The organism is Cellulomonas endophytica (assembly GCF_004123805.1).
GTDB classification, from domain to species: domain Bacteria; phylum Actinomycetota; class Actinomycetes; order Actinomycetales; family Cellulomonadaceae; genus Cellulomonas; species Cellulomonas endophytica.
The window spans coordinates 76,806-92,807 of record NZ_RWJX01000007.1 but is presented as its reverse complement, the minus strand read 5'-3'; the positions used below and the strand labels follow the sequence as shown (position 1 = coordinate 92,807).

Annotated in this window: 14 protein-coding genes; 4 read left to right on the top strand and 10 right to left on the bottom strand. The window is 78.0% G+C overall.

Annotated elements, in window-relative coordinates; genetic code table 11:
- Nucleotides 1-1,008, bottom strand: a 1,008-nt coding sequence (gene rsmH, locus EJA20_RS03870) for a 16S rRNA (cytosine(1402)-N(4))-methyltransferase RsmH (RefSeq protein WP_129336853.1), incomplete at its 3' end; no start/stop codon positions are given.
- Nucleotides 1,009-1,350: 342 nt separating this feature from the next.
- Nucleotides 1,351-1,830: a division/cell wall cluster transcriptional repressor MraZ gene (gene mraZ / locus EJA20_RS03865; protein WP_240675000.1), complete on the bottom strand. Its 480-nt coding sequence runs from the start codon at nt 1,828-1,830 to the stop codon at nt 1,351-1,353.
- 501 nt (nt 1,831-2,331) lie between these two features.
- Between mraZ and EJA20_RS03860 the strand changes: the two genes are divergently transcribed.
- The 3 genes from EJA20_RS03860 to EJA20_RS03850 are packed head-to-tail and all read left to right on the top strand — an operon-like array spanning nt 2,332 to nt 7,159.
- Nucleotides 2,332-3,348, top strand: a complete 1,017-nt coding sequence (locus EJA20_RS03860; protein WP_129336851.1) for an AAA family ATPase — start codon at nt 2,332-2,334, stop codon at nt 3,346-3,348.
- Complete coding sequence (locus tag EJA20_RS03855; protein WP_129336850.1) at nt 3,348-4,715, top strand: DUF58 domain-containing protein; 1,368 nt, start codon at nt 3,348-3,350, stop codon at nt 4,713-4,715. The genes EJA20_RS03860 and EJA20_RS03855 overlap by 1 nt, the downstream gene beginning before the upstream one ends.
- Nucleotides 4,712-7,159 carry a transglutaminase TgpA family protein gene (locus EJA20_RS03850; RefSeq protein ID WP_129336849.1) on the top strand — a complete coding sequence of 816 codons (2,448 nt, stop codon included), beginning with the start codon at nt 4,712-4,714 and terminating at the stop codon, nt 7,157-7,159. The genes EJA20_RS03855 and EJA20_RS03850 overlap by 4 nt, the downstream gene beginning before the upstream one ends.
- Nucleotides 7,160-7,380: 221 nt before the next feature.
- Here EJA20_RS03850 and EJA20_RS03845 read toward each other — a convergent pair whose 3' ends face one another.
- From EJA20_RS03845 to EJA20_RS03835, 3 genes are read right to left on the bottom strand one after another with little or no spacing between them, the layout of a single operon-like run.
- The gene (locus tag EJA20_RS03845; protein WP_129336848.1) at nt 7,381-7,779 is read right to left on the bottom strand and encodes a DUF3040 domain-containing protein; all 399 of its coding nucleotides are present in this window, start codon (nt 7,777-7,779) and stop codon (nt 7,381-7,383) included.
- 43 nt (nt 7,780-7,822) lie between these two features.
- Nucleotides 7,823-9,160, bottom strand: a complete 1,338-nt coding sequence (gene dinB, locus EJA20_RS03840) for a DNA polymerase IV (RefSeq protein ID WP_129336847.1) — start codon at nt 9,158-9,160, stop codon at nt 7,823-7,825.
- Nucleotides 9,157-9,660 carry an SAV_6107 family HEPN domain-containing protein gene (locus tag EJA20_RS03835; RefSeq protein WP_164983816.1) on the bottom strand — a complete coding sequence of 168 codons (504 nt, stop codon included), beginning with the start codon at nt 9,658-9,660 and terminating at the stop codon, nt 9,157-9,159. Before EJA20_RS03835 ends, dinB begins: the two co-directional genes overlap by 4 nt.
- A gap of 100 nt (nt 9,661-9,760) precedes the next feature.
- Here EJA20_RS03835 and EJA20_RS03830 point away from each other — a divergent pair, with 100 nt between their 5' ends.
- The gene (locus EJA20_RS03830) at nt 9,761-10,717 is read left to right on the top strand and encodes a spermidine synthase (protein ID WP_240674996.1); all 957 of its coding nucleotides are present in this window, start codon (nt 9,761-9,763) and stop codon (nt 10,715-10,717) included.
- Between the two features lie 111 nt (nt 10,718-10,828).
- On the opposite strand, the gene EJA20_RS03825 is transcribed toward EJA20_RS03830, so the two are convergent.
- The 5 genes from EJA20_RS03825 to EJA20_RS03805 form a co-directional block, all read right to left on the bottom strand.
- The gene (locus EJA20_RS03825) at nt 10,829-11,032 is read right to left on the bottom strand and encodes a cold-shock protein (RefSeq protein WP_129336845.1); all 204 of its coding nucleotides are present in this window, start codon (nt 11,030-11,032) and stop codon (nt 10,829-10,831) included.
- Nucleotides 11,033-11,291: 259 nt separating this feature from the next.
- The gene (locus EJA20_RS03820; protein ID WP_129336844.1) at nt 11,292-12,224 is read right to left on the bottom strand and encodes a proteasome assembly chaperone family protein; all 933 of its coding nucleotides are present in this window, start codon (nt 12,222-12,224) and stop codon (nt 11,292-11,294) included.
- A gap of 70 nt (nt 12,225-12,294) precedes the next feature.
- Nucleotides 12,295-12,738: a response regulator gene (locus EJA20_RS03815; RefSeq protein ID WP_205687345.1), complete on the bottom strand. Its 444-nt coding sequence runs from the start codon at nt 12,736-12,738 to the stop codon at nt 12,295-12,297.
- A 30-nt stretch (nt 12,739-12,768) separates the two neighbouring features.
- Entirely contained in the window at nt 12,769-14,556 is a 1,788-nt protein-coding gene (locus tag EJA20_RS03810) for a sensor histidine kinase (protein WP_129336843.1), read from the bottom strand.
- A complete protein-coding gene (locus tag EJA20_RS03805; protein ID WP_240674994.1) occupies nt 14,553-15,863 on the bottom strand; it encodes a PP2C family protein-serine/threonine phosphatase in 1,311 nt (436 codons plus the stop codon). The genes EJA20_RS03810 and EJA20_RS03805 overlap by 4 nt, the downstream gene beginning before the upstream one ends.
- Nucleotides 15,864-16,002 lie beyond the last annotated feature (139 nt).

Here is a 16,002-nt window from a genome sequence, read left to right as displayed (position 1 = left end):
CCGGCGGTCGCCCGCCCCGCGCGCCCGGCCGGGTCGCCGGGCCGCCGGGGTGGCCCGCACGCGCTCGGCGGCGCGCAGCCGGACGGACTGCGCGCGGGGGTTGCGGGCGAGCTCGGCCGCGTCCGCCTCCTCCGCGCCGCGGGTGAGCAGGCGCAGGTACGGCGCGTCGTCGGGGTGCTCGACCGGCAGGCCGGGGGGCGTGCTCGAGGTCGCGCCGGTGGCGAGAGCGCGCTTGACGATGCGGTCCTCGAGCGACTGGTACGCCTCGACGACGATGCGGCCGCCGACGGCGAGCACGTCCACCGCGACGGGCACGGCCCGCTCGAGCACCTCGAGCTCGCCGTTCACCTCGATGCGCAGGGCCTGGAAGGTGCGCTTGGCGGGGTGCCCTCCCGTCGCCCGGGCCGCCGCGGGGATGCTCGCCCGGACGAGGTCGACGAGCTCGGCCGTGCGCTCGAGCGGGCGCTCCTGGCGGGCCCGCACCACCGCGCGGGCGATGCGCGGTGCGAAGCGCTCCTCGCCGTACTCCCGCAGGACCCGCACGAGCTCCCGCTCGTCGTAGGCGTTGAGGACGTCCGCGGCGGTCGCGCCCCCGGAGGTGTCCATGCGCATGTCGAGGGGGGCGTCCCGGGCGTAGGAGAAGCCCCGCTCCACCTCGTCGAGCTGGAGGGAGGAGACGCCGAGGTCCATGAGCACGCCCTGGACGGCGGGCAGGCCGAGGTCGTCGAGGACGTCGCGCATCTCGTCGTACACCGCGTGCACGCCGGTGAACCGGTCGCCGAACGGCGCCAGGCGTGCGCCGGCGAGGGCCAGCGCCTCCCGGTCGCGGTCGAGGCCGACGACGCGCACGTCCGGCAGCGCGCGCAGCACGCCCTCCGCGTGCCCGCCCATCCCGAGGGTCGCGTCGACGAGCACGGCGCCGGGCCCCGCGAGGGCGGGGGCGAGCAGCTCGACGCAGCGGTCGAGGAGGACGGGCAGGTGCCGCTCGGCCGGGCTCTGCTCGCCCATCGACCCCTCCGTCCCGCGCTGCGGCGTGGTCCCGCGTCCTGGTCCTGCGCCCTGGTCCTGCCGGCGTCCTGCGTGCCCTGCTGCTGGTGCTCGTGCTGGTGGTCCTGCTGGTGGTGCCTGTGCGGGGGGTGCTGCCCCCGGTCCCCGTCGACGGGGGGCCGGGGCCGTGTGGCAGGCCGGGCGGCCCCTCCGCCGCCCGGCCAGATCCCCCTCCGACCCCCTGGCGCCGGGGAAGTGGCGTCACGGGGTCGGCGGGAGGTCTCGTCGGGCGGCCGGTGCCGGGTCCTGCGCGGCCGGGTGGTGCTGAGTCGGTGGGGCGGGGTGGAGCGGGGTGGGGGCCGGTCAGAAGGCGCCCTGGGGGAAGCCCTCCTCCGCGGCCTCGGCGTAGCCCGCCTCCTTCTCGGCGAGGTAGGTCTCCCACGAGGGGAGGTCCCAGATCTCGACGCGGTTGCCCGTGCCGATGACGGCGACGTCCCGCTCGAGGCCCGCGTACCGGCGCAGGACCGGCGGGATCGACAGGCGCCCCTGCTTGTCGGGGAGCTCGTCGCTCGCGCCGGAGAGGAAGACGCGCAGGTAGTCGCGGCTCTGGCGGTTGAGGAGCGGGTTGCTGCTGAGCGCCCCGTGGATGCGGCCGAACTCCTCCGGCGGCAGGAGGTACAGGCAGCGCTCCTGCCCGCGGGTCATGACGAGACCCCCGGCCAGACGGGCGCGGAACTTGGCCGGGAGGACGACGCGGCCCTTCTCGTCCAGGCGCGGGGTGTAGGTGCCGAGGAACGGCGCGCCGAGGCCGAGGACGCCACCGACCACCGGCTCATCGCTCACCCCCGCCTCCCTGCTCCCCGGTCCTCCCGATGCCCCCACGGTACTCCACATCCCTCCACCTGTCCCCCCTTCCCGCCCCCCGCTCCCCCGGCGCGTCCCCCTGCCCGGTCCGGAGGTCGAGGTCAGCGGCGGTGGGGCGATGTGGAGGGGCGCCGAGCCGTCCTCGCGGCGTCACGGGTCGCGGCGCGCGTGCACGGCAGGGCGCCGGGTGGTGGCGGAGCAGGACGGCCGCCCGTCCGGGGACGCGCCGGTGGTGGCCGCGGGCGTCCGCCCCGGTGCACGGGGTCGCGGTGGAGGGAGGTGGGAGGGGCGGCCCGTCACGTCGGAGCGGCCGGCCGCCGACGGGTGGGGGGAGGTGGGGGGTCGGGACGGGGGTGGGAGCGGGGTGCGGGGCGGGGAGGGCCGCTGGGCGGGCACGGCCCCGCTGAGCTCTCACCCGGTCGCCGTGGCGCAGGTCACGATCCGGCCACGTACGATTCCGCCAACCGCCGAGGAGCGCCCATGACGATCGCACCGACCGCACCGCCCGCCCCGCCCGAGATCGAGCAGCTCGCCACCGTGGCGGCGCGCATGGCCGCGGCGGTCGAGACCGTCGTCGTGGGGCGCCCGGAGCTCGTCCGCACGAGCCTGGCCGTGCTGCTCGCGGGGGGCCACCTCCTCCTCGAGGACGTGCCCGGCCTGGGCAAGACGACGCTGGCGAAGGCGCTCGCGCGCTCCATCGACTGCTCCGTCGGCCGCGTGCAGTTCACCCCGGACCTGCTGCCCAGCGACCTCACGGGCGTGACGATCTTCCGGCCGCAGACGCAGGAGTTCGAGTTCCGGCCCGGTCCCGTGTTCGCGCACGTCGTGATCGGCGACGAGATCAACCGCGCCTCCCCCAAGACGCAGGCCGCCCTCCTCGAGTGCATGCAGGAGGCGCAGGCGACCGTCGACGGCACCACGTACCCCCTGCCGCGGCCCTTCTTCGTCGTGGCGACGCAGAACCCCGTCGAGATGGAGGGCACGTACCCCCTCCCCGAGGCGCAGCGGGACCGCTTCATGGCGCGGCTGTCCGTGGGCTACCCGGACGCCCTCACGGAGGTCGAGCTGCTCGACCGCAACGAGGACGGCGACCCGCTCGACACGCTCCAGCCGGTGACGCACGCCGACGAGGTGCAGCGCCTCGTCGGGGTCGCGCGTCGCCTCCACGCGTCCCCCGCGGTGAAGCGGTACGTCGTCGACCTCGTGTCCGCCACGCGCGACGATCCGGGCCTGCGCCTGGGCGCCTCGCCCCGCGCCTCGGTCCAGCTGCTGCGGGCCGCGAAGGCGCTCGCCGCGATCGCCGGCCGCGACCACGTCCTCCCCGACGACGTGCAGGAGCTCGCGGAGCCCGTCCTCGCGCACCGCCTGCTCCCCAGCACGCAGGCGCGCCTGTCGGGGCGCGACACGAGCGACGTCGTGCGCTCGCTCCTCGCGTCGGTGCCCGTGCCGTCGGCGACCCCGCTGGCCGGGGCGCGCGGGCGGCGGGCCGCCCCCTGATGCACCTGCGGCCGACGGCGCGGGGGGTCGCCCTCCTGCTCGCCGGGGTCGTCCTGCTCGTGGTCGGCGCGCTGCTCGGCGCCGACGACGTGGTGCAGGTGGGCACCGTCGCCCTGCTCGTCGTCGCGGCGGCGGTCGTCGTGTCCGCCCTGCGCGACCCCGGTCGCGGCCGGGCCCGGATCGAGGTGGCCCGCAGCACGCGCCCGGCCACGCCGACCGCCGGCGAGCCCGCCACCGTCCGCACCCTCGTGCGCACGCCGTACGACGCCACGGGGAGCGTGCTCGTCGGGGCCCGCCTGCACGAGGGCGCCGACGAGGAGCTCAAGGGCGGGCGCCCGCTCGCCATCCGGGCCGCCCGGGTGCCCTTCGGCGCCGCGCTGACGAGCACTGTGCACCCCGTGCGCCGTGGCGTCTGGGAGCTGGGCCCCCTCACCGTCACGCGCACCGACGTGTTCGGGGTGGTGCGCGTGCGCCGCGCGGTGGGCGGGGTGACGGCCGTCCGCGTCTGGCCGCGCACCGTGCCGCTGGCCGCGCCGCGCGACACGCTGCCCGCCGAGCCCGAGCGGGCGGCCCTCGGCGCCCTGTCCCCCGCCGCCGACGACGCCGCGCTGCGCGACTACCGCGAGGGCGACGACCTGCGCCGCGTGCACTGGCGCACGAGCGCCCGCCTCGGCGAGCTCGTGGTCCGCACCGACGAGCGCTCCGGCACGCGGCCCGCGACGGTCCTGCTGGACGTGCCCGTCGACGACGACGCGCTCGAGTGGGCGATCGTGCTCGGCTGCTCCATGGGCCTGGCCCTCCTCGACGCGGGGCACCCGGTCCGGCTCGTCGTGGCCGAGCCCGACGACGGCTCCGCGCCGGGCGCCGCCGGGCGGCGGGACCGTCGGGACGCGCACGGCGGCCGGGAGCGCGCCGGTGCGCACGGCCCCGCCGGGTCCGGTGCCGTGCGGGCGGCGTACGCGCACCCCGCCACCGGCCCCGAGGCCCGCGCGGCCGTGCTCGACGCCTGCGTGGACGTGGCGCCGGCGGTGGCGGAGGCCACCGCGCGCGACGCCCTCGGCCGGGCGCTGCGGGCCCTCGCGGTCGTCGCCCCCGAGCGCGAGCTCGTCCTGGCGGTGCTCGGCCCCCTGCCCGAGCGCCACCGCAGCGCACCGGACGAGGACGCCGGCCTGGGCCTGGACCTGGCGCGCCTGGCGGCGTCGGCGGAGGGCTGGGCCGTCGTGCGGCACGCGCCGACGCCCGAGGACTCCGCGCGCGCCGACCTCACGGTGGAGTCCCTGGGCCGCGCCGGGTGGCGGGCCGTCGCGGCCCGGGTCGGCGAGCCCGTCGAACGCACGTGGGACCGGCTCCTGACGGAGGCACGATGAGCACGAGCACCGCGGCCCGCCCCGGCGGCGGGGGCGGACCACGTCCGTCCGCCGCGGCCGCCACGGGCACGGGGCCGACCCGCGGCACCGCACCCCCGCGGGCAGGCGCCGGCCGCTCCGGCCCCGTGGCGGGAGCCGCCTGGCCCGCCCTGGGGACGGCGCTGTCGGTCGCGGCCGCGGGCGGCGCCGTGCTGGCGCTGGGCAACCTCCTCGAGCCCGGCGGCTGGCGCGGTGGCGCCTGGGTCGCGCTCGTGCTGCTGGGCGCGCTGGTGGCCGGCGTCCGCGCCGTCCTCGGCGCGCGCTCCCCCTGGGTGCCGGACCTCGTCGGGCTCGGGGCGCTGGTCCTCGCGGTCGTCGTCGCCCGCGGCGGGGTCGACGGCGGGGCCGGCCTGCCCACCCCGGCGGCCGTGGGGCGCGCCGTGGACGTCGCCCTCGAGGGCGTCCGCGCCATCCAGGTCGGGGTGGTGCCGCTGCGGGGCACCACGGGCAGCGACCTGCTCGTCGTCGGCGGCGCGTGCCTCGTGCTGCTCCTCGTCGACGCCCTCGCCGTCGCGGCGCGGACTCCGGCGCTGGCGGGCGTGCCGCTCCTGCTCCTGTGGGTGCCCACCGTGACGCTCGGCGTCGCCGCGCCGGGCAGCGCCCTGTGGGCGGCGGGGCTGCCCTGGCTCCTGCTCCTGGCGTGGGACCGCGGTCGGGAGGACCGGCGCGTGCCCGGCGGGGCCCGCGCGGCCGCCCGCCGACGGGCCGGGCCGGCGACCGTGAGCGCGCTGGTCGTCGTCGCGCTCGCCGCGATCGCCACCCCGCTCGCGGCCGGCGGTCTCGCCACGCTGCCCGCGTGGTCCCGCCTCGAGCTGCCCGACCTCGGGCTCGAGCCCGTCGGGCCCCTCACCCTCAGCGACGAGCTCGACCTGCGCGAGAGCCTCGGCTCGCGCTCGGCCCAGGAGGTGATGCGGTACTCCCTCAGCGTGCTCGACGCCGGCGACGACCCGCCGCCGACCGACCTCGCGGCGGCCGTCGGCCCGCTGCGCGCGTTCACCCTGGCCGAGTTCGACGGCCGCTCCTGGCGCCGGACGGAGGCGTCCGGCCTCGAGGACGTGCCCGACTCCGTCTTCGGGGGCGACCGCGGCACCACCGTGCCGACGGACGCGGTCGTCCGCGTGGCGGTCGAGGTCCGGCAGCTCGACGAGACGCGCCTGCCCATCGCCACCACCCAGCGGGCCCTCCAGGCACCCGAGCAGTGGCGGTACGACGTCGCGCGCGACGAGGTCATCGGCGGGCGGCCCACCCGCGACGGCCTGCGCTACGAGATGACGGTCCGGGTGCCGGAGCTGCGGGCCGAGGACCTCGCGCAGGTCGCCGTCGCGCCGCCGCCCGGGGCCACGGAGGACTACCTCCAGCTTCCGGCGACGGCACGCCTGGAGGACGTCCGCGCCCTCGCCGCCGAGATCACCCGCGACGCCGCGTCGCCGTTCGAGCAGGCCGCCGCCCTCCAGACCTGGTTCCGGTCCGCGGCGAACTTCACCTACGACACCCGCGTCTCCACCGCGACCAGCGACGACGCCGTGTGGGACTTCCTGCAGTCCCAGCGCGGCTACTGCGTCCAGTTCGCCACCGCCATGGCCGTGATGTCCCGCACGCTCGGCATCCCCGCGCGCGTCGGCGTCGGCTTCCTGCCCGGGGCGGAGGTCGGCACCTCGACGCGGTCGGTGACGGGCCAGCAGGCGCACGCCTGGCCCGAGCTGTACTTCCCCGGGTACGGGTGGGTCCGCTTCGAGCCCACCCCGGCGGTCCAGACGGGCACCGCGCCGGTGTGGACCACGCCGCCGGCAGCCGGCGCCGACGGACCCCCCCCCGAGGACGAGGTCCCCGCCACGGCCGCACCGGGCGCGGGCGCGTCGGCGAGCGCCGCCCCGACGACGGGCCCGAGCGCGAGCGCCTCGGCCGGGCCGGGCACCGGGCGCGCCGCCGGGGGCACGTCCTGGGTGCCGCCCCTCGTGGTGCTGCTCACCCTGCTCGTCGGTGCGGGAGCGGCGGCGCTGGTCCGGCGGGCGCGGGTGCCCGTCCCGCGCGACCCCGACGAGAGCTGGGAGCGTCTGCGGTCCGACCTCGCGCGACGGTCCATCGCGTGGCCGGGGTCCGCGACGCCCCGTGCCGCCCCCGCCGAGGTGGAGCGCACGGTGCTCGGCCGTGCGGGCCGGCCGCTCCCGGAGGCGGCCGGGGCTGCGCTGCGCACCCTGGCGGCCGGCGTCGAGCGCCACCGCTACTCCCCCGGCCTCGCCACCGCCGCCGACCCCGACGAGCTCGCGCGGCTGCGGGACGTCGTCCTCGCCGGCGTCGACGAGGCGGTCCGCCGGCGCGGCGGGACGACGGACGGCGGGACGACGGGCGACGGGACGACCGGCGCGACGCCGACGTCGGTGCCCGCGGGCTCCGCCTCTTCCTGAGTCGAGGCGGGGCGCCCAGGGCGCCGCCCCCGCCGGGGGCGGGGCCGCCCGTGCCTCGTCGGGCGGGCGGGGCACGACGCACCGGCGGTGTCCGACGGCCGTCGGCCCTCCCCCCGCGGCGACGCGGGGCGGTCACCAGCCCCCGTCACCGCTCTCGCCGCGGACGACGGAGGGCGGTGGCCGTCGGCCACCGCCCTCTCGGGTCGTGCTGCGCGGGTCGGTCAGCGACCGCCCTGGTCCCGGCGCCGGTCCCAGCGCTCCTCGAACTTCGACATGAAGCCCCGCTTCGGGGCCGTGCGCGCGGGCGCCGGTGCCGGCCGCGTGCCCTTGACGGCGGCCGGGGCAGCGGTGCCACGACCCCGACGGGGCTCGGAGAAGGCGAAGGCGACCGAGGCGAACATGAGGACGAAGCCGATCACGCCCAGCCAGACCGCGCCGTCGCTCGCTGCTCCGAGCACGAGCAGGAGGAGGCCGACGGCGGTGCCGACCCCCGCGACGACCCAACGTCCCACCGACCGGTGGGAGCGCTGCGTGAGCGTGTTCGCGAGCCGAGGGTCGTCAGAGGTCAGCTGGCGTTCCATCTGCTCGAGCACGCGCTGCTCGTACTCAGAGAGGGGCATGGCGACTCCCGTGTGCGTGCCGACGTCGGTGTGTCGGTCGGGTTCAGGATAGATCGGCGGGAACGAACGTGGTAGTCGAACGATCGGGCGCATGCTCAGGTTCCAGGCCCGGTCGGATGGCCGCGGCGCCGAAGCGGGCACGCACCCGGTCCATCGCCCGCTCCGCCTCGCGGCGCGCGCCGACGGGGCTCCCCGACGGCTCGCGGCCGGCCCCGGCGGCGGCGTCCGGACGGCCGCCGCCGGGCCCCTCGACGGTGTGGGTGGACTCCTCGAGCGTGGGCTGCCAGGCGACCTCGGCGACCGGCACGAGGCCCTCCGCGCGCACCCCGACGAGCCGCACGGGCAGCCCGCCGAGGTCCGCCGCCGCGAGCAGGGCCCGGGCGGCGAGGAAGATCTCGCGCCCCACGTCCGTCGGCGTCGCCAGCGTGCGCGACCGCGTGAGCGTGCGGAAGTCCGACGTGCGCACCTTCACGCTGACCGTCCGCGTGGCGAACCCCTGCCGGCGCAGCCGCGAGGCGCACCGGTCGGCCAGCTCGAGCGCCTTCGCCTCGACCACGGCCAGGTCGTGGACGTCCTCGACGAAGGTCTCCTCCGCCCCGACCGACTTCTCCGTCCGCTGCGGCTGCACCGGGCGCGGGTCGCGGCCCCACGACAGGTCGTGCAGGTGGGCACCGGCCGAGCGGCCGACCGCGCGCTGCACCGTGGCGACGTCGGAGTCGGCGAGCTCGGCGACCGTCCGGATGCCCCACCGCGCCAGCGCCGCCTCCGTCCGCTCCCCGACGCCCCACAGGGCCCCGACGGGCAGGGTCCGCAGGAAGTCGACCGTCGCGGCGCGGGGCACCAGCAGCACGCCGTCGGGCTTCGCGTGGCCGGAGCCGAGCTTGGCGACGAACTTCGTCGCGGCGATCCCGACGGAGCAGGTGATGCCGTACCGCTCCCGGACGGCCTGCCGGATGGCGGCGGCGATGACGGTCGGCGGCCCCATCCGGCGGCGGGCGCCGGACACGTCGAGGAAGGCCTCGTCGACGCTGACCTGCTCGACGATCGCGGTCACGTCGCCCAGCAGGGCCATGACGCCGCGGGACACCTCCGTGTACGCCGCGTGGTCGGGCGGCACGACGACCGCCTGCGGGCACAGGCGCAGGGCGGCGCCCATGGGCATGGCGGAGTGCACGCCGAAGGCCCGCGCCTCGTACGTCGCCGCGAGGACCACGCCCCGCTGCGCACCGCCCACGACGACCGGCAGCCCGCGCAGCTGCGGCCGACGCGCCAGCTCGACGGAGGCGAAGAAGGCGTCCATGTCCACGTGCAGGACGTGGCAGCCCTCCTCGTCGTCCCCCCAGTCGCGCTTCGCCGCGGCCGAGCGCGGGCCCCGGCTCACGAGACGCGCCGGTCGGGCAGCGCGACGGGGCCGGCGGCGGGTCCGGACTCCAGGAGCTCGCGCGCGAGGTCGACGAAGTCCTCCGCGGCGGCACGCGCGTCCCCGGCCCGTGTCGCGTCGACCGCCCCGAGGTGGCCCGCGTCGACCGCGGCCCGCAGGGATGCCGCCGCCGCGAAGTGGTGCGCCCACGCGGCGAGCTCGGGTGCCGCGTGCTCCAGCAGCTCCCACACGGTCCGCACCCCGCGGCGCCCGCCCATCGCCCCCCGCGCCTCGACGACCGCGCCCGCGGCCCGCAGGGCGGCGAGGTGCGCGTGGGTGAAGACCTCCCAGGGCTCCGCCGACAGCCGTGCGGCGACGAGCTCGCCGTCCGCCCGGGCCAGCAGCGTCAGCACGCGGTGGCCCAGCGGCGCGGGCGCGACGGGCTCTCCCGCGGCCGCCACGCCCACCGGGCCCGCCGACCCGGGGACGGGCCTGTGCAACGCCGTCACCGTCCGTGCCATCACAGCCACCTCCGTCTCTCCATCATCGAACACCTGTTCGATGCCGTCAACACCCGGCGCCGTCCCACGACCCCGCGGCGGCTGCCGTACCCTCGCCCCGGTGAGCCGCCGCGACCGCACCGACCGCGCGGCCGGGCGGTCGTCACCGACCCGGACACCACCCTCGCACCGACCACCGACACGCCCCTGGCCCGAGGGACCCGTCGACGTCCCGACGGGCACCGCCCAGGTCCTCGTGGACCCCGAGCGGCCGGCGCTGGTGACCCTGCTCGTCAACGGGGTGCCCAGCTCGGCCCTCGACCTCGACGACCCGTCGTGGCTCGACTTCGAGTACATGCAGCAGATGGCGCTCCTCGTCGCCGCGTGGGCCCCCGACGGCGCGCCCGTCCGGGCCGTGCACCTCGGCGCCGGCGGCTGCGCCCTCGCCCGCGCCCTCGACGCCCGGCACCCCGGCTCCCGCCAGGTGGCCGTCGAGCTCGACGCGGCCCTGCCCGAGCTGGCCCGGCGCTGGTTCGACCTGCCGCGTGCGCCCCGGCTGCGCATCCGCACCGGGGACGCGCGGGAGGTGCTCGCCGCGCTCCCGACGGCCTCGGCCGACGTCGTCGTGCGCGACGTCTTCGCCGGCGACCGGACCCCGGCCCACCTCACCACCCGCGAGGTGGCGGCGGAGGTCGCGCGGGTGCTGCGGCCGGGCGGCGTGCTGCTCGCCAACTGCGCCGACCGCGCGCCCCTCGCGCTCGCCCGCAGCGAGCTCGCCACCCTGCGCACGGCGTTCGGGCACGTGGCCGCCGTGGCCGAGCCGGGGCTCCTGCGCGGGCGGGGCCACGGCAACGTCGTGCTCGTCGCCTCCGACGACCCCGCCCCCCTCCTGCGGCCCGACCTCGCGCGGGGCGTGCGGTCCCTGCCGGCACCGGCGCGGCTGCTCGTCGGCGAGGAGGTGGCGCGGTTCGTCGGCACCGCTCCGCCCCTCGTCGACCCGGCCCCGCCCCTCGTCGACCCGGGCCCGTCCCGCGTCGACGCCGGCCCGGTCCCGGCCGACCCCGCCGAGCGACCCTGACGACCGGTCGCGCACCGACGCCGGGCACGGCGCCGGCCGAGCACGGCGACGGGCCGCCACCCCGAGGGGTGGCGACCCGTCACGTGGCGGCCGCACCGGCGGCCACCGGCCCTAGAGGGGGCGGACCCCCTCGGCCTGCGGGCCCTTCGGACCCTGCGTGATCTCGAACTCGACGCGCTGGCCCTCGTCGAGCGAGCGGTAGCCGGAGCTGTCGATGGCGGAGTAGTGGACGAAGACGTCGGCTCCGCCGCCGTCCTGGGCGATGAACCCGAAGCCCTTCTCCGCGTTGAACCACTTGACCGCGCCCTGTGCCATGTGCCTGTCCTCTTCGTCCTGCCGGTGGCGACCGGGCGGACCGCCCGGCCGTGCCGCAATGCCCCACGTCCAGCCTCGTGGCGGCAGCCGCCACGAACCGTGGTGAGGGGTCCGTCGGACCCCTCACCGTCGAGCGTCGGTACGTCACTGCAACGCCGGTCATCCTGGCACCTGGGCCGCGCGGGCGCCATGGTCCCCGCCCAGGTCGTCGCCGGTCCGGACCGCGGCACCCGTCCGCCGTGGGGCGGGACCCGCGAGGTCAGCGCGCCTGGCCGTCGTCCTGCTGGGCGAGGAACCGCTCGAACTCCGCGCCGAGCTCGTCGGCGGTCGGCAGCTCCGTCGTCGTCCCGAGGAGGTTCGAGCGGCCGAGGTTGCGGGTGAAGGCGTCGTACTGCTCCTCCAGCGCGTGCACGACCTGCGCGACCTCGTCGGAGCCCTGCACCTGCCGCTCGACCTCGAGCATCGTCTCCTCCGCCGCGGGGGCGAGCCGGTCCACGCCGAGCTCGAGGCCGGTCCTGCGCTCGACGCACCCGAGCGCCGCGATCGCGGCCTGCGGGAACGGCGACTGCGCGAGGTAGTGGGGCACGTGCACCGCGTAGCCCATGGCGTCGTGGCCGGCCTGGCCCAGCCGCAGCTCGAGCAGGGCACCCGCCGCCGCCGGCACCTGCACGGTGCCGAACCACGGCGTGCGGTCCGCCACGAGCTCGGGCCGCGTCCCGTGCGCGGTCACGGTGAGCGGCCGCGTGTGCGGGATGCCCATGGGGATGCCGTGGACGCCGACCGTCAGGGGGACGGCGAAGCGCTCCACGAGCTCCTGCACGGCCGCGACCCAGCGCTCCCACTGCACGTCGGGCTCCACGCCGTGCAGCAGCAGGAAGGGCACGCCCTCCGCGTCCTGCACGACGTCCACGACGAGCTCGGGCGCGTCGTAGCTCGTCCACGTCGTGGCGTCGAAGGTCATGAGGGGACGCCGCGACCGGTAGTCCACCAGTGCGTCCGCGTCGAAGGTCGCCAGGCGCTTCGTCGGGAGCGTCGAGGTCAGGTGCTCCGCCGCCGTCGCACCTGCCTGCCCCGCGTCGACGAAGCCCCGCAGGGTGTGCACCAGCACGGGCCCGCGACCGTCGACCACCCGCGTGCGGACCTCCTCCGCCACGTCCTCGTCCACCGTGTACAGCTCGCTCGGGTCGAGCACGCTCCACCTCCTCGTCGTCCTGCCGTGCCCAACACCGGGGGCGCGGGGATGCTTCCCGGGCGGGCGGCCGTCACCGGCCCGGCAGCCGCACCACCTCGACGAAGAACTCGTCGATCTGCCGCACCACGTCGATGAAGCGGTCGAAGTCCACCGGCTTCGTCACGTACGCGTTGGCGTGCAGCGCGTAGGAGCTGCGCACGTCCTCGTCGGCCTCGGAGGTGGTGAGCACGACCACGGGGATGGACCGCAGGACGGGGTCGCCCTTCATCTCCTCGAGCACCTCCCGGCCGCTCATGCGCGGCAGGTTGAGGTCGAGGAGCACGAGGTCCGGCGTGACCGCGTCCGTGTGCTCCCCCTCGCGCCGCAGGTACTGCAGCGCCTCCACCCCGTCCGGCACCACGGTCAGCCGGTTGCGCAGCTTGTTGTCCTCGAACGCCTCCCGCGTCATGAGCACGTCCCCGGGGTCGTCCTCGACGAGGAGGACCTCGACCACCCGTCCCTCGCGCTCCTGCACGTGTGCTCCGTCCCGCCCCCGAAAAGGGGGCTACTGGTCCCCCACGGGCCGGTGCCCGTGGGGGTCGTGCGTCGTGCCGCCGCCGGGGGCGGCCGCCGGCACGGGGGACGCGGCCTCGTCGGCGCGGCCCTCCGGGGCGGCCGTCGGCCCGGCCACCGGGTCGGCGACGGGGTCGGCCACGGGGTCGGCCACGGGGTCGGCCAGGGGCTCGGGCACCGGGTGGGCCACGGGGTCGGCCACCGCACCGGTCACGGGGTCGGGCAGGGTCCAGCGGATCCGGGTGCCGACCTCGCCCTCGGGCGTGGGGGCGACGCGGATCTGCCCCCCGTGGTGCTCCACGATCTTCTTGCACAGGGCCAGCCCGATCCCCGTGCCGGCGTAGACGTCCTTGGGGTGCAGCCGCTGGAAGATGACGAAGACGCGCTCGGCGTACTGCGGGTCGATGCCGATCCCGTCGTCCCGGCACTCGAGCTCCCAGCCCTCCGGGGTGCGCCAGGCCTCCAGGTGGACGCGCGGCGGGCGGTCCGGGTGGGCGAACTTCACGGCGTTCCCGACGAGGTTCTGCAGGAGCTGCACGAGCAGCGCCCGCTCCCCGTGCACCACCGGCAGCGGGTCGTGCGTGACCGTGGCACCGGTCTCGACGAGCCGGTGCTCGAGGGCGTCGAGGGCGTCGGCGAGGGCCGCCTCGAGCGGGACGTCGCCCCCGGTGCCCGTCGTGCGTCCGACCCGCGAGAACTCCAGCAGGTCCGTGATGAGCTGCTGCATCCGGCGGGCGCCGTCCGTGGCGAAGGCGATGTACTGGTCCGCCCGCTCGTCGAGCTGGCCGCCGTACCGCTTCTGGAGCAGCTGCGTGAACGAGGCGACCTTGCGCAGCGGCTCCTGCAGGTCGTGGGAGGCCACGTACGCGAACTGCTCGAGGTCCCGGTTCGAGCGCTGGAGCTCCGCGGCCTGCTCCTCCAGCCGCGCATGGGCCCGCGCGACCTCGGCGCCCGCCGCCTGCGCGGCCCGCATCTGCTCCACGAGCGTGGTCCGCATGCGCTCCACGTCCCGCGCGAGCGCGGCGATCTCCCCCGGCCCGGTCGAGGCGACCCGGTGACCCACGTCGCCCTCGCTGACGATCCGGGCGTCCGCCGCGAGCGCGTCCACGGGCTGGGTCACCCACCGGCGCAGCTGGGTCCACAGCGCCACGCCGACGACCACCGCGGCCACGACGAGGAGCACGACGATGAGCTGGGCGAGGGCCGTCCACGTGCCCAGCTCGCGCACCGCCGCGAGGCGCTCCGCGCGCAGGGCGCCCTCGAACGCGAGCGCGGCGGCCCGCACCTCGTCGAAGGACCGGCGGCCGGACTCGACCTCCCGGGCGCCGACGGCCTGCGGGCCGCCGGCGGCCACCTCGGCGACGAGCGGCTCGGCGAACCCGGTGCGCCAGGCGTCGGCACGCTCCTGCACCCCCTCCGCCGCGGCGACGACCCCGGGCGCGACCGACCCCTCGCGGGCCAGCGCCGCCGCCACCGCCGCGAAGGTGTCCGACGACGACGTCGCGTCGAGGTAGGGCGCGAGCGTGTCGACCCGTCCCGTGAGGGCGTAGCCCCGCACCGCCGCCTCGGCGTCGACCAGCGCGAGGTGGGCGGCGTCGGCGCGCGTGACCGCGGTGAAGAAGTCGTCCGTGACGACCCGCTGCTGCTCGGCGAGCTGCACGAAGACGAGCACCGTGGCGGCGATGACGAGGCCCAGCGCCAGGCCGGCCACGGCCAGGAGCGTCTCCACCCGGCGGCGCAGGGAGAAGGCGCGCGGCGGCCGGCGCCCCGGGCCGCTCACCGGCGCCGCCCGACGAGGACGAGTGCCGCGTCGTCGACGAGCGGCCCGCCGTGCAGCGCCTGCACGGCGTCCACGACCCGGTCGACGAGGTGTGCCCGGGACGGGGCGCCGTCGAGCCGGTCGAGCAGGCCGTGCCCGACGGACCCGACGGACCCGACGGACCCGGCGGACCCGACGTCGCCGACGGGCCCCGACGACGCCGACGACGCCGGGGACGGCCCCGCCACGCGGTCGACGACCTCGAGGAGCCGCTCCGTCCCGAGCCGCTCGCCGGTCCCCGCCAGGGTGGCCTCGAGGAGGCCGTCCGTGTGGAGCAGCACCCGCCACCCCGCCGCGAGGTCGACGTGCACCGGGTCCCACCCGCCCGCGCCGAGCGGCAGCCCGAGCGCGCGGCCGCGGGCCGCCACCGGCAGCGTCCGCGCCGGGGGCCCGACGAGCAGGGCGGCCGGGTGCCCGGCCAGGTAGAGGTCGGCGCCGGCCCGGTCGGGGGCGACGACGAGCATCGCCAGGGTGGTGAAGACCGCGTCGTCGGCACGCTCGCTGACGAGCACGCGTTCCAGCAGCGCCAGGAGACGGCCCGGGGCGTGGTCGGCGAGGACGAGGGTGCGCCACGCGGTGCGCAGGGTGGCGCCGAGGGCGGCCTCGTCGGGCCCGTGCCCGCAGACGTCGCCGACCACCGCGAGGACCGTGCCGTCCGGGCGCTCGACGACGTCGTAGAAGTCGCCGCCCAGGACGCCGTCGCGGCCCGCCCGGTAGGCGACCTCGACGACGAGGTCGGGGTCGTGCAGCACGGGCCGCGGCAGCAGCGCCCGCTCGAGGCGCAGCGTCTCGCGCGCGCGCACGTCGCTGCGGAACAGCTCGCGCTCCGCGGTCTCCCAGCGGCGGCGCTGCACGGCGTAGCGCACGGCGCGCCCGAGCGCCTCGGGCTCGACGTCCTGCTTGACGAGGTAGTCCTGGGCGCCGGCCGCGACCGCCTCCAGCCCCGCACCCGTCCCGGTGAGGCCGGTGAGCACCACGACCGGGGGCGACCCGGCCGCCAGGAGCCGCGCGACCGCGTCGATCCCCCGCGCGTCCGGCAGGCCGAGGTCGAGGAGCACGCAGTCGGCGTCGAGCCGCCCGAGGGCCTCGTCGAGGGTCCGTGCCCAGACGAGCGCGACGTCCAGGCCCGCGTCGGCCAGGTGCTCGCGCACCAGCACCGCGTCGCCCTCGTCGTCCTCGACGAGGAGCACGCGCAGCACGCCCTCCGGGGCGCCGACCGCGCGCGCGGTCGGCAGCGGCCCGGGCACGGGCTCGTGGACCGGTCCCACACCGCCTCCTGCCCGCTGGTGGGCGCCCGGCCGGGACCGGCCGCGCGGGGCCCCGGACGCCGGGCCGCCGTGAGCGGCGTGGACCGGTGTCCCGCGCGCGGGGACCCGCGTCGGATAATAGACGGCCCCCCGCGCCCGG